This is a genomic window from Sphingopyxis sp. GW821-FHT02C12 (genome assembly GCF_059421785.1).
This window is the reverse complement of sequence record NZ_JBWKVQ010000001.1, coordinates 1,999,141-2,018,047: the sequence shown is the minus strand read 5'-3', so window position 1 is coordinate 2,018,047 and position 18,907 is coordinate 1,999,141. Positions and strand designations below refer to the sequence as shown.

General features: G+C 65.6%; 14 protein-coding genes. 3 read left to right on the top strand and 11 right to left on the bottom strand.

Translation table 11 applies throughout. The annotated features are described in order from the left end of the window. Window positions 1–80: 80 nt before the first annotated feature. The 3 genes from AC07U1_RS09645 to AC07U1_RS09635 all read left to right on the top strand — a co-directional run bounded on the left by AC07U1_RS09645 (window position 81) and on the right by AC07U1_RS09635 (window position 3,799). Window positions 81–1,277: a CoA transferase gene (locus AC07U1_RS09645; RefSeq protein WP_495176677.1), complete on the top strand. Its 1,197-nt coding sequence runs from the start codon at window positions 81–83 to the stop codon at window positions 1,275–1,277. Window positions 1,278–1,436: 159 nt separating this feature from the next. Beyond that, on the top strand, window positions 1,437–2,648 hold the full coding sequence (locus AC07U1_RS09640; protein WP_187140631.1) for an acetyl-CoA C-acetyltransferase: 1,212 nt from the start codon (window positions 1,437–1,439) through the stop codon (window positions 2,646–2,648). Beyond that, the gene (locus tag AC07U1_RS09635) at window positions 2,648–3,799 is read left to right on the top strand and encodes an acyl-CoA dehydrogenase family protein (protein ID WP_495177466.1); all 1,152 of its coding nucleotides are present in this window, start codon (window positions 2,648–2,650) and stop codon (window positions 3,797–3,799) included. Before AC07U1_RS09640 ends, AC07U1_RS09635 begins: the two co-directional genes overlap by 1 nt. A gap of 305 nt (window positions 3,800–4,104) precedes the next feature. Here AC07U1_RS09635 and AC07U1_RS09630 read toward each other — a convergent pair whose 3' ends face one another. The 11 genes from AC07U1_RS09630 to zwf all read right to left on the bottom strand — a co-directional run bounded on the left by AC07U1_RS09630 (window position 4,105) and on the right by zwf (window position 18,866). Further along, window positions 4,105–4,410 (bottom strand): hypothetical protein, encoded by a 306-nt coding sequence (locus AC07U1_RS09630; protein ID WP_495197687.1) that lies wholly within the window; start codon window positions 4,408–4,410, stop codon window positions 4,105–4,107. A gap of 144 nt (window positions 4,411–4,554) precedes the next feature. After that, window positions 4,555–5,556, bottom strand: coding sequence for an NAD(P)H-dependent glycerol-3-phosphate dehydrogenase (locus AC07U1_RS09625; protein WP_187140629.1), 1,002 nt, complete (start codon window positions 5,554–5,556; stop codon window positions 4,555–4,557). A 196-nt stretch (window positions 5,557–5,752) separates the two neighbouring features. Further along, window positions 5,753–6,685 carry an alpha/beta fold hydrolase gene (locus tag AC07U1_RS09620; protein ID WP_495176678.1) on the bottom strand — a complete coding sequence of 311 codons (933 nt, stop codon included), beginning with the start codon at window positions 6,683–6,685 and terminating at the stop codon, window positions 5,753–5,755. Between the two features lie 116 nt (window positions 6,686–6,801). Beyond that, window positions 6,802–7,650, bottom strand: a complete 849-nt coding sequence (locus AC07U1_RS09615; protein WP_495176679.1) for an alpha/beta hydrolase — start codon at window positions 7,648–7,650, stop codon at window positions 6,802–6,804. Window positions 7,651–7,652: 2 nt separating this feature from the next. Then, a complete protein-coding gene (locus AC07U1_RS09610) occupies window positions 7,653–9,101 on the bottom strand; it encodes a DUF3336 domain-containing protein (protein ID WP_495176680.1) in 1,449 nt (482 codons plus the stop codon). Window positions 9,102–9,124: 23 nt separating this feature from the next. Then, complete coding sequence (locus AC07U1_RS09605; RefSeq protein ID WP_187140626.1) at window positions 9,125–10,714, bottom strand: wax ester/triacylglycerol synthase family O-acyltransferase; 1,590 nt, start codon at window positions 10,712–10,714, stop codon at window positions 9,125–9,127. After that, the gene (locus tag AC07U1_RS09600; protein WP_495176681.1) at window positions 10,707–13,055 is read right to left on the bottom strand and encodes a glycerol-3-phosphate 1-O-acyltransferase; all 2,349 of its coding nucleotides are present in this window, start codon (window positions 13,053–13,055) and stop codon (window positions 10,707–10,709) included. The genes AC07U1_RS09605 and AC07U1_RS09600 overlap by 8 nt, the downstream gene beginning before the upstream one ends. A 3-nt stretch (window positions 13,056–13,058) precedes the next feature. Then, window positions 13,059–14,630: an HAD-IB family hydrolase gene (locus AC07U1_RS09595; RefSeq protein ID WP_495176682.1), complete on the bottom strand. Its 1,572-nt coding sequence runs from the start codon at window positions 14,628–14,630 to the stop codon at window positions 13,059–13,061. A 67-nt stretch (window positions 14,631–14,697) separates the two neighbouring features. Further along, window positions 14,698–15,321, bottom strand: coding sequence for a bifunctional 4-hydroxy-2-oxoglutarate aldolase/2-dehydro-3-deoxy-phosphogluconate aldolase (eda, locus tag AC07U1_RS09590; RefSeq protein ID WP_495176683.1), 624 nt, complete (start codon window positions 15,319–15,321; stop codon window positions 14,698–14,700). A gap of 92 nt (window positions 15,322–15,413) precedes the next feature. After that, window positions 15,414–17,255, bottom strand: a complete 1,842-nt coding sequence (gene edd, locus AC07U1_RS09585; protein ID WP_495176684.1) for a phosphogluconate dehydratase — start codon at window positions 17,253–17,255, stop codon at window positions 15,414–15,416. Window positions 17,256–17,462: 207 nt separating this feature from the next. Beyond that, window positions 17,463–18,866 carry a glucose-6-phosphate dehydrogenase gene (gene zwf / locus AC07U1_RS09580; protein ID WP_495177467.1) on the bottom strand — a complete coding sequence of 468 codons (1,404 nt, stop codon included), beginning with the start codon at window positions 18,864–18,866 and terminating at the stop codon, window positions 17,463–17,465. Window positions 18,867–18,907: the final 41 nt, after the last annotated feature.

Sequence of the window (18,907 nt, the reverse complement as noted above, 5' to 3'; positions counted from 1 at the left end):
AAGCCGGGACCCATGCGGCACCGGGCAGCCGTGGCTCCATGACGCTCTGGGCCCCGGCTTTCGCCGGGGAGCGGTGATGCATGTATAACCTCCTTCCCAATCTCTCGGTCATAGAGGCGTCGTCCTTCGTCGCTTCGCCGACGGCGGGGCTGTATCTGGCGCAGATGGGGGCGGAGGTAATCCGCGTCGACCAGATCGGCGGCGGGCCCGATTTCCGGCGCTGGCCGGTGACGACGAACAACGATTCCCTCTATTGGGAAAATCTCAACCGCGCGAAAAAGTCGATCGCGCTCGACCTCGGCCGGCCCGAGGGGCGCGAATTGTTGCAGGCGCTGGTGCGCGCGACCGGCCAGTTCGTTACCAACTTCCCCGTCGGCGGTTTCCTGTCGCACGAGCTGCTCGCCGAGGGTCGACCCGACCTGATCACCGTCCGCGTGATGGGCTGGGCCGACGGCTCGCCCGCGCTCGATTATACGGTGAACAATGCGGTCGGTTATCCGATGTTGACCGGAAACGGACCCGAGCCGGTCAACCATGTGCTGCCCGCCTGGGACCTGCTGACCGGCGCCTATGCCGCCTTCGCGCTGATGGCGGCGATCCAGCGGCGCACCGCGACCGGCGAAGGCGGCGAGGTGCGGCTGCCGCTCTCCGACATCGCGATCGGCACCGTCGCCAATCTCGGCGGCATCGCCGAGGTGATGTACGGCGGGCAGAACCGCCCGCGGCTCGGCAATGCCGTTTATGGCCTGTTCGGCCGCGACTTCGTGACGCGCGACGGCGAGCGGACGATGATCGTCGTCGTCACGCCGCGCCAATGGGCCAACCTGATTGCCGCCTTGAACCTCGGCGAAGCGGTTGCCGCCATCGAAACGGCGCGCGGCGTGTCCTTCGCCAGGGACGACGGGCTGCGCTTCGACCATCGCGACGCGCTCTATCCCTTGTTCGAACAAGCGATCGCCGCGCGCGATCATGCCGACCTCGCCGCCGCGTTCGACGCGGGCGGGATCGTCCATTCGCCCTATCGCACGATGCTCGACGCCGCGAACGACCCGGCGCTGGTCGCGGACAATCCGATCTTCGGTGCGGCGACGAACCCCAGCGGCTTCGCCTATCCCGCCGCGGGCGCCTTTGCGACCATCCCGCAGGCCGACCGCCTGCCGCCCGCCCCCGCCCCGCGCAACGGGCAGCATAGCGAAGAAATCCTCGCAGAGCGCCTGTCGCTGCCGTCGGGCGAGATCGCGCGGCTGATCGACGCCGGTATCGTAGGTGTGATTTAGCATGCATCCCCACTCTTTCGTCACCCCGGGCTTGACCCGGGGTCCCGCTTTTTGGTGAGGATGATTGTCCATCGGGCAGCGGGACCCCGGATCAAGTCCGGGGTGACGATGAAATTACCGCCCGACAGACTTTGACCGCCGTCCAATTCGGAGACTGACATGACCCTTCGCCGCGCCGCCATCGTCGCCCCCATCCGTACCCCCGTCGGCAAATTCGGCGGCGCGCTGTCGAGCCTGACCGCGGGCGACCTCGGCGCCGTCATCCTGAAGGCGCTGGTCGAACGCACCAAGATCGATCCGGCACGCGTCGACGACGTCGTCTTTTCGCAAGGCTATGGTAATGGCGAGGCACCTTGCATCGGTCACTGGTCGTGGCTCGCCGCGGGCCTGCCGATCGAGGTGCCGGGCTATCAGCTCGACCGCCGTTGCGGATCGGGACTGCAAGCGATCGTCAACGCCGCGATGATGGTCCAGACCGGCATGTCCGACGTCGTCATCGCGGGCGGGGTCGAATCGATGTCGAACGTCGAACATTACAGCACCGACATCCGCAAGGGCGTGCGCGCGGGCAATCTGACGCTCCACGACCGGCTGACGCGCGGGCGCGTGATGTCGCAGCCGGTCGAGCGCTTCGGCGTCATCAGCGGCATGATCGAGACCGCCGAGAACCTCGCCAAGGATTATGGCATCAGCCGCGAAGCATGCGACGCCTATGCGGTGCGCAGCCACCAGAACGCGGCGGCGGCATGGAAAAAGGGCCTGTTCGACGACGAACTCGTGCCCGTCTCGGTGCCGCAGAAAAAGGGCGATCCGGTCATCTTCGACCATGACGAAGGCTACCGCGCCGATGCCACGCTCGAAAGTTTGGGCAAGCTCCGCCCGCTCGAAGGCGGCGTCGTCACCGCGGGCAATGCGAGCCAGCAGAATGATGCGGCGGCGGCCTGCCTCGTCGTCGCCGAGGACAAGCTCGAGGAACTCGGCCTCGAACCCATCGCCTTCTATCACAGCTCGGCGGCGGCGGGCTGCGATCCCAGCCGCATGGGCATCGGCCCGGTTCCCGCGGTCGAACGGCTTTTCGCACGCAACGGCCTTGGCTGGAACGACATCGACCTGGTCGAGCTCAACGAAGCCTTTGCGCCGCAGGTGCTCGCCTGCCTCAAGGGTTGGGGCTGGTCGGAGGACGACAGCCGTATGGCGATGCTCAACGTCAACGGATCGGGGATCTCGCTCGGCCATCCGATCGGCGCGACCGGCGGGCGCATTCTCGCCAACCTGACCCGCGAACTGCATCGGCGCGGCGGACGCTACGGTCTGGAGACGATGTGCATCGGCGGCGGCCAAGGCATCGCCGCGATTTTCGAGGCAGCATGATGCAGGATTATTCGGACATCCGCGAAGAGGTCGCCAAGCTCTGCGCGCAGTTTCCCGGCCCCTATTGGCAGGCGAAAGACAAGGTCCGCGCCTATCCGAGCGAATTCGTCGCCGCGCTCGGCGAGGCGGGCTATCTCGCCGCCTTGATCCCCGAGGAATATGGTGGCGCGGGCCTGCCGCTGTCGGCCGCCGCGGCGATCCTCGAGGAAATCCAGCGCCAGGGCTGCAACGGCGGCGCGGTGCATGCGCAAATGTATGTAATGGGCACCGTGCTGCGCCACGGGTCGGAAGAACAGAAGGCGCGCTACCTTCCCCGCGTTGCGACTGGCGAACTGCGCTTGCAGGCCTTCGGCGTCACCGAACCGACGAGCGGCACCGACACGCTGAGCCTGAAGACCGTCGCAAAAAGGGACGGCGACACCTATGTCGTCAACGGTCAGAAGCTGTGGACCAGCCGCGCCGAACATAGCGACCTGATGATCCTGCTCGCGCGCACCACGCCGCGCGAGGAAGCGGCGAGCCGCACCGAAGGCCTGTCGGTCTTCCTCGTCGACATGAAGGAAGCGCTCGCCGCGGGCACGCTGTCGATCCGCCCGATCGACACGATGATGAACCATGCGACGACCGAAATCTTCTTCGACAATATGCGCATCCCCGCCGCGAACCTGATCGGCGAAGAGGGCAAGGGCTTCCGCTACATCCTCTCGGGCATGAACGCCGAACGGCTGCTGATCGCCGCCGAGTGCATCGGCGATGCCAAATGGTTCATCGACAAGGCGTCGGGCTACGCCAAGGAACGCGTCCTGTTCGGACGCCCGATCGGCCAGAACCAGGGCGTGCAGTTCCCGATCGCGCGCGCCTATGCCCAGATGCGCGCCGCCGAACTGCTCGTCCACGACGGCATCGCCAAATATGAAGCGGGCGACAATGCCGGGGCGGAAGCGAATATGGCGAAAATGCTGGCCGCCGAGGCAAGCTGGGCGGCGGGCGAGGCGTGCATCCAGACGCATGGCGGTTTCGGCTTCGCGGCCGAGTACGACATCGAACGCAAGTTCCGCGAAACGCGGCTGTATCAGGTCGCGCCGATCAGCACGAACATGATCCTGTCGTACGTGGCGGAACATGTGCTGGGCATGCCGCGGAGTTATTGAGGGCGGCCGCCTTGGGGCAGGGAGCTGCCCTGAAGATCCTCCCTGTGGCGAAGCCATGGGGAGGGGGACCGCCGCGAAGCGGTGGTGGAGGGGTCGCGGCGCAGCACTTACCATTGACGTCGCCAACCCCTCCGTCAGCCCTGCGGGCTGCCACCTCCCCATCGCTGCGCGTGGGGAGGATCGGAACGTCCGCTAACGCCCGAAAGCATAATACCCGCGCACAAGAGAAAGGGCGGGCGCCCCATGTGACACCCGCCCTTCCCTTGCGACCCAAGAGCGAGCCCTTGGGGAAGTCTTGCGAAAGCTTATCCGCCGACCGTCACGCGGCCGCTGCGATAGCCCTTCTTGCGCATTTCCTTGACATAATCCTTGTCGGCATCGACGACTTCAGTTTCCCATTCGTCCCACGCGTCCCAGCGGTCCTCGCGGTCGGTCGAATGGCGCAGGTCGCTGACCAGCTCCTTTTCGGCCTCGAGGATGTCGGCCTTGTAATTATACCAATATTGGTTGACGACGCCCGCGATCGGCGCGGTGCGGATGTGCGGCGTCTCGAACCCCGGCGGCTTTGATCCATAGGGCACGGCGGCGAGGGTGGTGGCCGGGAGAGCCACAAGAATAGCTAGGGTGGTCCACTTTTTCATCGTCCATCTCCTGATTGACACGCCCCGTTGCCGGGGGTCGGAACAGGAACGAGCCAGACCGCGATTTTCTTCGCAGCTTGACGGGGATTCAGAACGGCTCGCGGTGGAATCGCCTCAACCGGGATGCGCTTCGTCCCCCACCGACGATCGCAGCAGCCCGCGAAACACCTCCTGCGCGTCGCGTTTGCCCTGCGTCACGTCATAGACATCCTGCGCGATCGGCATCGCGAGCCCGTGTTTTTCGGCGAGCGCGATCACCGTCGGCGCGCTCTTCACCCCTTCGGCGACCATGTTCATGCCCGCGATGATCTCGTCGATCTTGCGCCCCTTGCCCAACTCGACCCCGACATGGCGGTTGCGGCTCAAGGGACTGGTGCAGGTCGCGATCAGGTCGCCCATGCCGGTGAGTCCCGCGAAGGTCTCCGCCCGCCCGCCCATCGCGACGCCCAGCCGGGTGATTTCGGCGAGCCCGCGCGTCATCAACGCCGAGCGGGTGTTGTCGCCTGCCCCCAGCCCGTCGCCCATGCCGACCGCGATCGCGATGATATTCTTGAGCACCCCTCCCAGCTCGCAGCCGAGCAGATCGGTGTTGGTGTAGACGCGAAACAGCCCCGAGTGGAACACGGGCTGCAGCGCGCGCACGACGATCTCGTCCTCCATCGACAAGACGCTCGCCGCCGCCTGCCCGCTCATGATCTCGCGCGCGAGGTTCGGGCCGGTGAGCACGCCGACGGGATGGCCGGGGAGGATTTCCTCGATCAGCTGGGTCATGCGCTTGCCCGACGACAGTTCGAGGCCCTTGGTCAGGCTGATCACCGGAACCCAGGGGCGGAGATGCGCTCTGGCTTCTTCGAGCACGCCGCGGAAGCTGTGCGAGGGGACGCCCATGATGAGGACGTCGGCACCCGCGACGACCTCGGCCATGTCGTTCGTCGCGCGGAGCGCCGACGGCAGGGTGATGCCGGGGAGATATTTGCGGTTCTCGCGCGCGCTGTTGATGCTCTCGACCGTCTCGGCATCGCGCGCCCATAAAGTGATCGGCGCATTGCGCGACACCACCGACGCCACCGTCGTGCCCCAGCTCCCCCCGCCGAGCAGCCCCACCTTCAACCGCATGAACCTCTCCTTGTTTTTCGGGAGAGAGTGACGGCACAATCAGTGCTTGGCAAGTTTACGATCCTCCCCTTGGCGAAGCCATGGGGAGGTGGCAGCGCGAAGCGCTGACGGAGGGGTAATGGCGCTACCGTTGAAACCCCTCCACCACCCGCTGCGCGGGCGGTCCCCCTCCCCAACGCTTCGCGATGGGGAGGATCTAATGCCGCCCGAGAAAGCCCTTCATCACCGCGGCAGTCGCCTTGGGGTCCTCGATCATCGGAACATGGCCGACATGTTCGAAGATATGGCTCTGGCTGCCAGCTATGCCAGCTTCGAGCACCGGCACGCAGCTGACATCGAGCAGCCGGTCATGGCGGCCCCAGATGATCTGCGTCGGCACCTTGACCTCACCGAGCCGGTCGTTGAGCGGATGGTCGCGGCCCTCGGTCGCGATGACCCAGAAGATGGCGTCGAGCTGGTCGCGATATTTGAGCGCGTCCGCATAAAAGACGGGCTTGAGCCGCGGCGGTAGATAGGGCGGTTTGTGAACCACCATCGCGACCAGCCGGTCGGCATCTTCCAGATTGGCGATGATGAGCGGGTTGTAATCCTCGTTCGCCGCCTGTTTCTGCAGGTCGCTTTCGTTCGCGCCGTTGACCCCGGCGTTATCAAGCAGGGTCAGTGTCGCGAGCGCGTCCGGATAGTCGATCGCATAGCGTAGCGCGATCCAGCCGCCCATGCTGTTGCCTGCGACATGCGGGCGGTCGAGGCCGAGCGCATCGGCGAACTGCTTGAGCCGCGCGGTCTGCTCCGCGATGTCATAGGCAAGCTGCGGGTTGCGCTCGTTCTGCCCGAAGCCCGGCAGGTCGGGCGCGATGATATGATAGTCGCGCGTCAGGTAAGGCGCGATCATCGACCAGTTGTCCTTGTCGCCCGCAAAGCCGTGGACGAGCAGCAGCAAGGGTTTGGCGGGGTCGCCGCCCTCGAGATAGGGCCAGTCGCGGCCGTCGACCGCGACGCTCTTCTGTACCGTGCCGCCGCGCTTGCGCAGCGCCCAGCGGGCGAAGGCGACAAGGCGACCGGGGAAAAGAAAATAGAGCAACGCCAGCGTGATCAGCGGCGCGAAGATCAGGATGAGGAGGATACGCATGACTTTAAGACTGTCCTCTCAATCCGTTCGTGTCGAGCGAAGTCGAGACACGCCAAGGAACGCGCTCCCCATGGGTGTCTCGACTTCGCTCGACACGAACGGGATTTGGGGCGGGCTTACCGCCCGACATGCGCGTCGAACCAGCCCACCAGATCGTCCAGCACCGCACCCTGTTCCGGCTCGTTGTAGATTTCGTGGAACAGGCCGGGATAGATTTTGAGAATCTTGTCCGCCGATCCGACATGGTCGAACAGATATTGCGACCCCGCGACCGACGCCAGGCTGTCCTTCTCGCCATGCTGGAGCAGGATCGGCAGCGTGATTTTCGGCGCGCCGGCCTGCGCCGCAGCCATCGCGTCCATGAACTCCTTGCCGAGCCGCGCGCCGATCTTGCCGGTATAGACCAGCGGGTCGGCGAGATAGGCCGCGACCACCGCGGGATCGCGGCTGACGCCATTGGCATCCAAAGCCAGCACCCCGAGCCGTGGAAAAAAGCGCGACAGGAACCGGCTGATCCAGACGGTGAAGCGCGACGGCGGCGCGCCGGGGACGATCGCGGGTCCCGACAAAGCGGCGGCGACGAACGCCGACTGCCGCTCGATCAGGAACAGCGTCGAGATCAGCCCGCCCATGCTGTGCCCGAGCAGCAGCCGCGGCGTATCGCCGTGGTTGACCTCGACGAGGGTCAGCAGTTCGGCCATGCCATCGGTGAACGCGGTAAAGCGCGGCACGAAGCCCGGCGTCCCGTCGGACCGGCCATGGCCCCAATGGTCGACCGCATAGACGGCATATCCCGCATCGGTGAGTCGCTTCGCGACATGCTCATAGCGCCCGGCATGTTCGGCGTAGCCATGCGCGAGCAGCACGACCGCCTTGGGCAATCCGGCGGGCAGCCAGTGGGTAACGTAGAGCGCGGCCCCCGCGCCCGCCGACCCTTGAGGCAGAACGAGCGCGCCCGAGGCCATCGTCAGCGCACCGCCTTTTTCAGCGCCGTGCTGCGGTGGCCGGGACCATCGTCGCCCGCCTTGTCGAGCTTCGCCAAAATCCCTTCGAGCGCGCGGCTGATCGCGGTCTGGGTGCGCACCATTTCGACCTTGGGCCAGGCGGTGCGCTGGCCGGTGTCGATCAGTTCGTCGATATCGTCCTGCGCCAGGTCGCTCAAAATCTTGGTCGGCGACCAGAATTTGGGCGGGCGGATGATGTTGATGTCACCGGTATATTCCTGATTGATCACCGAGCGCGCCATGTTCGCGATGCTGTTGAGCGGCGGGATCAGTTCGAGCGGCTTCTGGAAGATCACCATATTGGCGTTGAGCCACGCCTTGAAGGTCGCCATCGACGCATGTTGAATGGCCTCGATCGGCGCCATCTGCTTGCGCGTGTCGCTCGCGAAGGGCAGCGCGATCGGGTTCGCCTGGCTGACGATATGATGGTTGACCCCATAAAGGCGTTCGAGCCTTTTGGTCGGGATGTCGTGCGTCACCGACCCGTCGACCCAGCGCCGGTCGGGCTGGTAGGGCACGCGGTTGCCGCTGTCGTCGCGCGCCATCAGCATCACCGGCGGGAAGACGCCGGGCACCGCGCAGGACGCGAGCACGGCTTCGCGGATCAGCACATTGGGCGCGGTGATCGCGTTCAAGAGCCGGCCGTTCTGGTGCTTTTCGGCGGGCGCGACCGAGACGTTCAAATGGCGGCCGCTGATCTCATAAGCCTCCTGAAAGGTCAGGTCGGGGATCAGGTCGGCAAGCCGGGCGCGGACCTCGTCGGGCGCGAGACGCCGCGTGTCGGGCCCGCGCGCCGGGTTGGCGAGGCGGTCGCTTTCGAGGAAGGCGCCGATATCGGCATCCTTGCGGGTGCAGACGACCGCCGCGACGATCGACCCGCCGCTGGCCCCCGACATGATCGCGGGCAGCACGCCCTCTTCCCAAAGCGCTTTCACGACACCGATATGGAAAAAAAGAAAGCTTCCCGAGCCCGAGAGCAGCAGCGCCGAGCGGCCGTAGCAATGCTGGGCGCGGCGGAAAAAGTCGCGTTTTTCTTCGCGTCCGATGCTGCGCGACGCCGCGATCCTGTCGAGCGCCGCTACAACCTCTGCGACATACTCCTCGATCAGCCGCTTCGTACCAAACCGCGCCTTCGAATAGAGGCGCTCGTGCCCCATGCCGTCGATATTGCCGTGGATGCCCTCGTTGAGAACGAAGAGCAGCCCCTTGACGTCACCCGCCGCCGACAGGCTGCGCAGCCGTTCGAGCCGCGCGCGGATCGCCTTATAATCGAAATGCTTGCTTTCGTCGGCATCGCGCCAGACCTGCATCCCCGATTTCTTGTCATGCTCGCGCGCCGCCTTGGTCCAGGCGATATAATCGGACGCGGTCACGAGATCGCGGTCGGCGCTGAGCGTCGGGGTGAAAAGCATTCAGTGATCCTGCGAGACATGGTTTATTTTTTCGGAGTCTTGCGGGTTGCGTTGCCTTTGGCAACCGGTTTCCGTGCGGGCTTGGCGGTGGGTTTCGTCCCGCTTTTGGCCGCGGGCTTCACTGCAGCCTTGGGTTTGGCCGCCACTTTCGGCTTTGCCGTAGCGGCTTTGGGTGTTGGTGCGGGCTTTTCGGGCTTGGGTTCCGCCGCCATCAGGTCGGCGAAACTTTCGTCGATGCACGCACGGAAAAAGGCGATGTCGGGCATGATCGCGCGCTCGCCGATGATCGAAAAGGCAATGCGGCCGTTATAGCTCGGCGTCGCGATGAACAGCCCCATATTGTTCGCGAGCGGCGCCATGCCATGCTGCTGCACCAGTTGCGCACCCGCGAGATAGAGCGGCACCTGCGCGCCAGGCACGTTCGAGATGAAGAGGTTGGTGCCGCGCACGGCGAAGCGTTCGCTGGTCAGGATGCGCGCGACCGCCGCCATCGTCGCGCCCGGAATATGCTGCGACAGGTCTGTCATGATCCGCGCGCTGACCCCGGCCTTCGCTTCCTTGGCCTCGACCGTATAGTCGCGCACCGCCGCGAGCCGCTCCAGCGGATCGGCGATATCGGTGCGGATCGGCACGCTCATCGCCGACACCTGGTTGCCGGGGGTCGATGCTTTCCCTGCTCCCTTTTCCTTACCGCGCAGATTGATCGGCGCGACCGCGACGAGGCTCTCCTTCGGCAGTTCCTTGTGCTTCGCGAGATATTTGCGCAGCGCGCCGCCGACGGTGGTGAGCACAACGTCATTGACCGTCGCGCCCGGCACCTTCTTGCGGATCGCCGCGACATCGGCGAGCGCGACGGTGGTCGCGTCGAACATCTTGTGCGGGCCGACGGGCGCATTGAAGCGCGTTTCGGGGACCCCGGCGGTCATCCCGCCCTCGGCCATCGACTTGCGCGCCGAGGCGACGATCGCGGGCGAAACCTTGAGCAGCGCGTTCACGAACTTCACCGGCGACTGCATCGATGCCGACCAGGCGCGGGTCAGCGTCTCGGCGCTCGACGGTGCGCGGCCAAGATCCTCCGACGGCGGCGGCTCGGGAATCGCTGGCGTACCCTGTGCGTCGATGTCGCTCATCGCGATGAAGGCGTGTGCGCCCGAGGCGCCGTCGACCGCGGCATGGTGGACGCGGTGGAGCATCGCGAAGCTGCCCTTCGGAATCCCCGGAATCCGGTCGAGCCCCTCGATGATATAAATGTCCCACAGCGGGCGGTTCATATCCATCGGCTTCGAGAAATAGCGCGCGACCGCGATGCAGAACTGCCGCCAGTCGCCGGGCTCGGGCAGGCGCGCATGACTCATATGCGCCTCGATGTCGAAATGCTCGTCCTCGACCCAATAGGGATGGTCCATGTCGAAGGGCAGCCGGTGCAGCCGCCGCTTGAACAGGGGCGAGGTGTGGACGCGGCTTTCGACGTGGCGGATGATGTCCTTGAAGCGCACGAAGCCGCCCGGCGCGGTCGAGGGATCGTAGATATAGACGCCCATGATGTGGGTCAGATTGTTCGCGGTCTGGGTGTAGAGGAACTGGGCGTCCTGCGCGCTGAGCTGTTTAAGCATCCTGTCCTCCTGTGGTCGGCAATCGGTCGGCGAGCGCCAGAGTTGCGAGGCGCATCGATTCCATGACGTTGGCGAGCCCGCGCAGTTCCATCAGCAGCGCGCGACGCGCGGCGAGGATGTTGGGGGTCGCGGGTTCGGCGAGCCCCATATGGCGCATCAGCGACAAGCCGTTGGCAAAGAGCAATTTGCCGATCGCCGCCTCGCTGCTGATTCGGCGGAGCAGCCAGGCCTGCTTGCCCTCGACCAGCGCGGCCGCCTCGATGGCCTTGTCATCGACCGCCTCGCCCGGCCGCGCGCGCGACAAGATGTCGGCAACCACCGAATAGGCCTCGGCAAAGGAAAGCAGCACCGCATGGCCGACGAGCGGCTGGCAGCGTCGGATGAGCTGCGCCACGCCGCGGTCGCCGCTCGCGAGCCGCTTCGTCCAGGTCGGGTCGATGCGTGCCAGTTCGGCCGCGATCGCGGCATGATGTTCGTCGCGCGGCGGATAGAAGAATTCGAATTTGAACAGGTCGCGCAGGCGATCGACATGCGCCCAGAAAGCGGCGGTCGCATCGCCGCTGTCGGCATCGCGGAGCTGGAACAGCGCGATCTCGATCATCGCACGGTCGAGGAAATGATGGACGATGATATTGCGGTAATAGCTCGCCATCGGATGCTTGGCGGGGTCGATCGAATAGACATTTTCGCTGCCCGCTTCGTATCGCGTCAGCAGCCCGCTCTCGACCAGCGTGTCGACGGTGCTCGACAGCGCCCGGTCGTCGGCGCTTTCGAGTTCCTTGCTCAGCCGCACCCCGCGCACCTGTGCCCATGTCTTCACCGCGCCGATCGTCGCGAGCAGTTCTGCGGCGGTGACTCCGCGCGGTGCGGTACCGAGCAGGATCAGGCACATCACCGACGACACCGTCAGCGGGGTGACGCGATTGGCCTCGACCGCGACCGAGAAAGCGATTTTTTCGAGCGCGCGCTTGTCCTCGGGACCCGGGGCATCCTCGATCACGATCGGCTTGCCGATGTCGAGCCGGATGCGTCCCGACGGTTTCTTGAGGTTGCGCATATAGCCGACGAACCAGCCGAGGCTTTCGGCCTTTTTCACCCGCCCCGTCTGCTCGGCGGCATATTCCTCGACGTCGAGGATCAGGTCGAAGCTGGTGACGAAGGGCACGAAATGCACCCCCTTGGTCCCCGTCGCATGCGCGGCGTCGAGGACATATTTCATCAGGCCGTACTTCGGCGGCATCAGCTTGCCGAGGCGCGAACGCGTTCCCTCGAACGCCCAGCTGAGCGGGAAGCGCTTGGCGAGCAGCCAGGCAATGTAATGGCGCAGCACCAGCTTGTAGACCGGCTGGTCCTGGAAGCTGCGGCGCACGAAGATCATGCCCGAGCGGCGGTAGAATTCGCCCATCACCGCAATGTCGAGGTTCGCACCCCCGAACAGGTGCAGCATCGGCAGGTCATTCTCATAGGCGAGCCGGCTGGGGGTCGCGCCGTCGATATAGGTCTTGTGGGTGAACAGGATCGCGGTGGGATGCTCGCGCAGGATCGACCGCAGCTTGGCGAGTTCGGCGGCGTCGACCTCCATCTCGGGCGCGTAGCCGCCGAACATCATGCGGTCGACGCGCGCGCGGAGGTCGAGGAACAGCGCCGAAGGCCGCGCGATGACCTCTTTCATCAGCGGCCGCGCCTCGCGGTAGAGGTCGCCGACGGGGCGGCCGAGCGTTTCGGCGAGGTCGGCGAGCGCGGCGCGGAACTTGGGATTGGTGCGTAAGGAGTCGGCGACGAAGCGCGGCACCTTGTAGCGCGTGCCGCGTACCCCGCGTTCGGCGACGTCGAGCGCGAGCGCGGCCTGCCGCGCGACAAAGCCCGCGAATTCAGGGCTGTCGGTCCCCTCGCCGTCGCCACCGCCGGTCTGCGCGCAATAGCGGGTCCGCAGCGTGTCGAGCGACGCCGCCTCGCCGACCAGGATCTGCGCGCGCCGCCGGTCGCGGAGCAGGATCAGGCGCGAGCGGAGCGGCCCGGGATGGCGCGGATCGCCGAAGATCAGGTGGCGGAATTTGAGCGCACGGTCGCGCTCGAAGCCCGGGATGCGCCAAGCGACGCGCAGCGGCACGACCTGGCGCGACGGCGATCCGTCGAGCCGCGCCCGCAGCATGTCGAGCGGCAGCGCATGATCGTCATCCTCGATGTCGAGGCTGGTCCAGGCGGGCTCGCTGTCCCCCGCGGTCGCGTGGATCCAGTCGAGCAGCAACCGGCGCTCGACGCCATTGCGCGCGTCGATGATATAGAGCCGGTCGGCCGCCTCTTCCGCCACGATCGGAATGCGGGGCGTGCCGTCGGCCACCGCTTAGCCGGTCTTTCCCTTGCGGGCCGCCGGCTTTTTCGCGGGCGGCTTTTTCTTGGCTGCGGGTTTCGCCGCGGGCTTCTTCGGCGCCTTTTCCTCGTTCGGCGCTGGCTTCGGTTCGGTCGCCACCGATTCCGCCACCGTCTCTTCGGGCTGGCCGAGCGTGCGCAGGAACATGTTCCGCACATCGCGAACATGACCATTGATCGTCCGCGGCGTCCATTCCGACGTGTCGACCGGCGGCAGCACGGTGACCCGTACCGTCGCGGGGCGCATCACGAACTCATTCTTCGGCGCGACGTCGGTGGCGTTGTGGATCACGATCGGGACGATCGGCACCCCGGCCTGCATCGCCAAATGAAAAGCGCCCTTCTTGAACGGCTCGAGCTTCGGCGTCAGGCTGCGCGTACCCTCGGGCGAGATGCAGATCGACTTGCCTTCGACCTTGATCGCGTCGACCAAGGGCTCCATCGCCTTGATCGCGCTCTTGCCGTCGGCGCGGTCGACGAAGACGGTGCCGCCCCATTCCATCAGCTTGCCGAGGATGGGGATGTCCTTGATCTCCTTCTTGCCCACCCCGCCCATGTCGCGGCGGATAAGCTTGGCGAGGATCATCACGTCCGCCTTGCTCTGGTGGTTGAAAATGAAGACGCAGGGACGCGACGACCAGAGATTTTTCTCGTCCTCGACCTCGAGCTCGACGCCGGTGATCGCGGTCGCGAAATCGCCGAACAGCCCGATCGAGAAATTCGCTGCCTCGCGCTGCGAGCGGGTCAGCGCCCAGATCGGCAGGCCCGCGGCGAAGGCACCGACGAGCGACCCGGTGGCATAGATGGTGCGGGTATAGTCGACCCACGATGGCGTACCGCGGCTGCCGAAGCGCTGCACCGGCCAGCCCTTTTCCTCGGCGATGGCTTTCAGCTTGAGGTTCGGGTTGAGCGGGCGCGGTTTGCCGACGCGCTCGAGCAGTTCGATATCGTCGTCGCTGTCCGAATAGAAAAAGCTCTGATCGAGATCGAGGCCGAACTCTGCGGCCAGTTCCTCGGCGGCGAGCACCTTGCCCTCGCCGAAGCACAAAGGCCGGATGATGTCGCCGGTGAACACCCCATCCTCGATCTCATAGGCCGAGCATTTGATATGTTCGATGCCAAGGTCGCGCGCGGTCGGTTCGATCTGGTAGATCGTCGCCGACGAAATGATCGCCACGCGGTGGCCCTTCGCCTGATGCGCCTCGATGATCGCGCGCGCTTCGGGATAGATTTTGCGCGCGATATGCTTCTTGTAGAGTTCCTCGCCGAACTCGACGAAGCTTTCTTCGTCGACACCCTTCATGAACTTTGCAGCGCCCGACATCAGCCCCGAAAAGCCGATCGTGCCGAGGCTGTGCTGCGCGATGATCTGTGCGGTTTCGGCGATTTCTTCGACCGACATTTCGCGGCGCTGGAATTTCTCGCGCAGCATCGCGGTTGCCGAGTAGCCCGAGATGATCGTGCCGTCGAAATCGAACAGCGCAGCGATATGCGGCCCGGGCTCGGACGCGAGAACTTCTTCCAGATGCGGCTGCGGTCTCGGCACGCCTGTCTCCCCACGAACGGCTATATTGCCGCTTATCCCTGCACGATGACAGGTAAAATGGGGTTAATCAATGGCGCGAAAGCGCCGACGCTTCCCGTGCCAGCCCCTCGATCCGCGCCGGGTCGAGCGGCCCCGACGGAACCACCCAACTGCCGCCAACGCACAGCACGGCGTCGAGGGCGAGCCAGTCGAGCGCCGTCGCGGGGGTGATGCCGCCGGTCGGGCAGAAACGCGCCTGGCCGAAGGGGCCCGCGAGCGCTTTCAAGGCCGGGATGCCCCCGCTGGTCGCAGCGGGAAAGAATTTGAAGCGATCGAGGCCCAAATCCATGCCGCGCATGATATCGCCGGCATTGGCGGTGCCAGGCAGGAAAGGAATGCCGCTCGCCACCGCCGCCTTGCCGAGAGGATCAGTGAGGCCCGGCGAGACGATGAATTCGGCGCCAGCGTGGATCGCGCTGGCGAGCATTGCGGGGGCGAGCACGGTGCCCGCGCCGACGATCGCGCCCTTGACCGCCTTCATCGCGGTCAGCGCATCGAGCGCGGCGGGGGTGCGCAGCGTGACTTCGAGCACCGGCAGGCCGCCCGCGACGAGCGCTTCCGCCATCGGCACCGCGTCTTCGACCCGGTCGATTACGATCACCGGGATGACGGGGGCGAGGCGCATGATCTGGTCGATGGACTTGTCGGTCATGTCTTTTTCCTTCGTCGCCCCCGCGAAGGCGGGGGCCGTTGGCAAGGTGGCGCGAGGCCGATGGCGGCCCCCGCCTTCGCGGGGGCGACGGATTAGGTCACGGTCTCCATCGCCGCCAAGACCGCCGACCCGCCCTTTTCGGCTTCGTCGGCATGGATGCGGAACAGCGCAAACAATTCGCGGCCGACGCCCAGCGCGGGCGGCGGGGCGACGGCGGGCGTGCGGGCGGCCCATAGGGTTTCGTCGACGAGCGCCACGACTTCGCCGGTCACCGCGCAGACACGGACGATGTCGCCGTCCTGCAAATAGGCGAGCGGGCCGCTGACACCGTCGGTCCCGGGCAGCGCTTCGGGCGAAAGATGGATCACTGCAGGCACCTTGCCGCTGGCACCGGACATGCGGCCGTCAGTGAGGAGAGCAACGCGGAAGCCGCGATCCTGCAACACGCCCAATGCCGGGGTCAGCTTGTGCAGTTCGGGCATGCCGTTGGCGCGCGGTCCTTGAAAGCGCACGACGACGATCACATCGCGTTCGAGTTCGCCCGCCTTGAACGCCGCGAGCACCGCGTCCTGGGTGTCGAAGATCCGGCACGGCGCCTCGATCGTCCAGCGATCCTCGGCGACCGCGCTGGTCTTGATGATCGCGCGGCCGAGATTGCCCGCGAGCAGGCGCATCCCGCCATCGGGCGAAAAAGGCGTCGCGACGGGGCGGAGGATGGCGTCGTCGCGGCTTTTCGCGGGCGCCGCCTGCCAGTGAAGTTCGTCCTCGACCAGCATGGGCTCGGCCGAATAGTCGGCCATCGTCCCACCGACGGTCAACACGTCGTCATGCAGCAGACCCGCATCGAGCAGTTCGCGCACCACAAAGCCGATGCCGCCCGCCGCATGGAAATTGTTCACGTCGCCCGCGCCGTTCGGATAGACGCGCGCCAGCAGCGGCACCGCGTGGCTGAGTTCGTCGAAATCCTGCCAGTCGATGATAATCCCCGCCGCGCGCGCGATCGCGGGCAGATGGATCGCATGGTTGGTCGATCCGCCAGTGGCGAGCAGGCCGATCGCCGCGTTGACGATCGCTTTCTCATCGACGCAGCGCGACAGCGGGCGATAATCCTCACCGTCCCAGCCGATCTGCGCGATGCGATGCGTCGCGGCGCGCGTCAGTTCCTGCCGCAGCTTGGTACCGGGATTGGCGAAGGCGCTGCCGGGAATATGCAGCCCCATCAGCTCCATCATCATCTGATTGCTGTTCGCGGTGCCGTAGAAAGTGCAGGTGCCCGCGCCATGATAGCTCGCCGCCTCGGCTTCGAGCAGTTCGTCGCGAGTGGCTTTCCCTTCAGCATAAAGCTGGCGGACGCGCTGCTTTTCCTTGTTCGCGAGGCCCGAGGGCATCGGCCCGGCGGGGATCAAAATCTGCGGCAGATGCCCGAAGCGCAGCGCGCCGATGAGCAGCCCCGGAACGATCTTGTCGCAGATGCCGAGTAGCAGCGTGCTCTCGAACATCGCATGGCTGAGCGCGATCACGGTGCCCTGCGCGATATTGTCGCGGCTGAACAAGGACAGGTCCATGCCCGCCTGCCCCTGCGTCACGCCGTCGCACATCGCGGGAACGCCGCCCGCGACCTGCGCCGTCGCGCCCACTTCGCGCGCGAACAATTTGATCTGCTCGGGATAGCGGCCATAGGGCTGATGCGCCGACAGCATGTCGTTGTAGCTGGTGACGATGCCGATGTTCATTTCGGCGCCGGACCGGATCGCGGGCTTGTCCTCGCCCGAGGCCGCAAAGCCGTGCGCGAGGTTGCCGCACGACAGATTGCCGCGGTTCGTTCCCGCCTCGCGCTGGCGGTCCATCAGGTCGAGATAGGCCGCGCGGCGCGTGGCGCTGCGTTCGATGATGCGGTCGGTGACCGCGGCGATGGCGGGGTGGAGGGTGGTCATGGGTATTTCCTGATCCCCTCTCCCCTTGAGGGAGAGGGTTGCGAAGACTTGGCGGCGTAGCCGCTTAGTCGAAGCTGGGTGAGGGGTTGCGGTCGCCCTGCGACCGCGCGAGCCAGGGGCTCGCAACCCCTCATCCAACTGCGCCTAGCGCCTGCGGCGCAAGGCTCCGTATCCTTCTCCCTCAAGGGGAGAAGGGAAGAAGCCCGATCAATCATGCCAGCTCGCCCCATCGCGTTCGATCAACGCGATCGCCGCGCTCGGTCCCCAGCTGCCCGCGGTGTAATTTTGCGGCGCCAGGTCGACCGCCGCCCAGGCGTCGCGGATCGAATCGATCCACTGCCATTGCGCTTCGACCTCGTCGCGGCGCACGAACAGGGTCTGGTCGCCCTCGATGAAGTCGAGCAGCAGCCGCTCATAGGCAATGCGCCGCCGCTCGCCGGCAAAGCTGTGCGAGAGCGAGACGTCCATCGTCACCTCTTTCAACTTCACGCCGTCGCGATCCAGCCCCGGCTGCTTGGCCATCACCTTGACCCGGATATTCTCTTCGGGCTGGAGATTGATGATCATGCTGTTGGCGTCGAGCTTCGGCGCGCCGACGCGTGCGAAGATATTATGCGGCACGGGTTTGAACTGGATCAGCACCTCCGACTTGCGCTCGGGCATTCGCTTGCCGGTGCGGAGGTAAAAGGGCACCCCCTTCCAGCGCCAATTGTCGATGAACGCCTTGATCGCGACGAAAGTCTCGGTGTTCGACGGCTGGCCCAGCTCGTCGGCATATCCGGTCACCGCCGCGCCTCCGACAGCGCCGCTGACGTACTGGCCCTTGACGCTGTGCGTCTTCGCATCCTCGGGCTTCATCTTGCGCAAACTGCGGAGCAATTTGACCTTTTCATCGCGCACGGCGGTCGAGGTGACGCTGGCCGGCGGCTCCATCGCGATGATCGCGAGCAGTTGCAGCATATGGTTCTGGACCATGTCCTTGAGCGCGCCGACGCCGTCGTAATAAGACACGCGGCCTTCGAGACCGACTGTTTCGGCCACCGTGATCTGAACATGGTCGATCGCCTGCGCGTTCCACAGCGGTTCGAACAACATGTTGGCAAAGCGCAAAGCGAGGAGGTTCTGGACGGTTTCCTTGCCGAGATAATGGTCAATGCGGAACACATGGTCTTCGGCAAAGGCGTCGCCGACCTCCGCATTCACCGCATGCGACGAGGCGAGGTCGTGGCCGATCGGCTTTTCCATCGCGATGCGGCATTCGGTGCAGGCGATGCCCGCGCTTTTCAGTCCCTGCGCGATCGGCCCGAACATCGATGGCGGGGTCGAGAGATAGGCCCCGATGGGGCGGCCGAGCCGGTCGCCGAGCAGCGCCGCGAGCGCGTCATAGCCGGTGCCCGCCCCCGCATCGACCGGGCAATAATCGATCCGGTCGAGAAAGGCTGCAATCGCCGCATTGTCGAGCCGGTCTTCGGGCAAGTGCTCGCCGAGCGCTGTGCGGACCATTTGATGGCACGCCGCGCGGTCCATTTGCGAACGGCCCGATGCGACGATCGTCAGCCCATCGGCGAGCAGCCCGTCGAGGTGGAGATTATAGAGCGAGGGAAAGAGCATGCGCTGAGCAAGGTCGCCCGTTGCCCCGAACAGGATCAATG

Coding starts and splice junctions, on each gene's coding strand:
- AC07U1_RS09645 (WP_495176677.1), top strand. CDS start 81: ATGTATAACCTCCTTCCCAATCTCTCGGTCATAGAGGCGTCGTCCTTC.
- AC07U1_RS09640 (WP_187140631.1), top strand. CDS start 1,437: ATGACCCTTCGCCGCGCCGCCATCGTCGCCCCCATCCGTACCCCCGTC.
- AC07U1_RS09635 (WP_495177466.1), top strand. CDS start 2,648: ATGCAGGATTATTCGGACATCCGCGAAGAGGTCGCCAAGCTCTGCGCG.
- AC07U1_RS09625 (WP_187140629.1), bottom strand. CDS start 5,556: ATGCGGTTGAAGGTGGGGCTGCTCGGCGGGGGGAGCTGGGGCACGACG.
- AC07U1_RS09620 (WP_495176678.1), bottom strand. CDS start 6,685: ATGCGTATCCTCCTCATCCTGATCTTCGCGCCGCTGATCACGCTGGCG.
- AC07U1_RS09615 (WP_495176679.1), bottom strand. CDS start 7,650: ATGGCCTCGGGCGCGCTCGTTCTGCCTCAAGGGTCGGCGGGCGCGGGG.
- AC07U1_RS09610 (WP_495176680.1), bottom strand. CDS start 9,101: ATGCTTTTCACCCCGACGCTCAGCGCCGACCGCGATCTCGTGACCGCG.
- AC07U1_RS09605 (WP_187140626.1), bottom strand. CDS start 10,714: ATGCTTAAACAGCTCAGCGCGCAGGACGCCCAGTTCCTCTACACCCAG.
- eda (WP_495176683.1), bottom strand. CDS start 15,321: ATGACCGACAAGTCCATCGACCAGATCATGCGCCTCGCCCCCGTCATC.
- edd (WP_495176684.1), bottom strand. CDS start 17,255: ATGACCACCCTCCACCCCGCCATCGCCGCGGTCACCGACCGCATCATC.
- zwf (WP_495177467.1), bottom strand. CDS start 18,866: ATGCTCTTTCCCTCGCTCTATAATCTCCACCTCGACGGGCTGCTCGCC.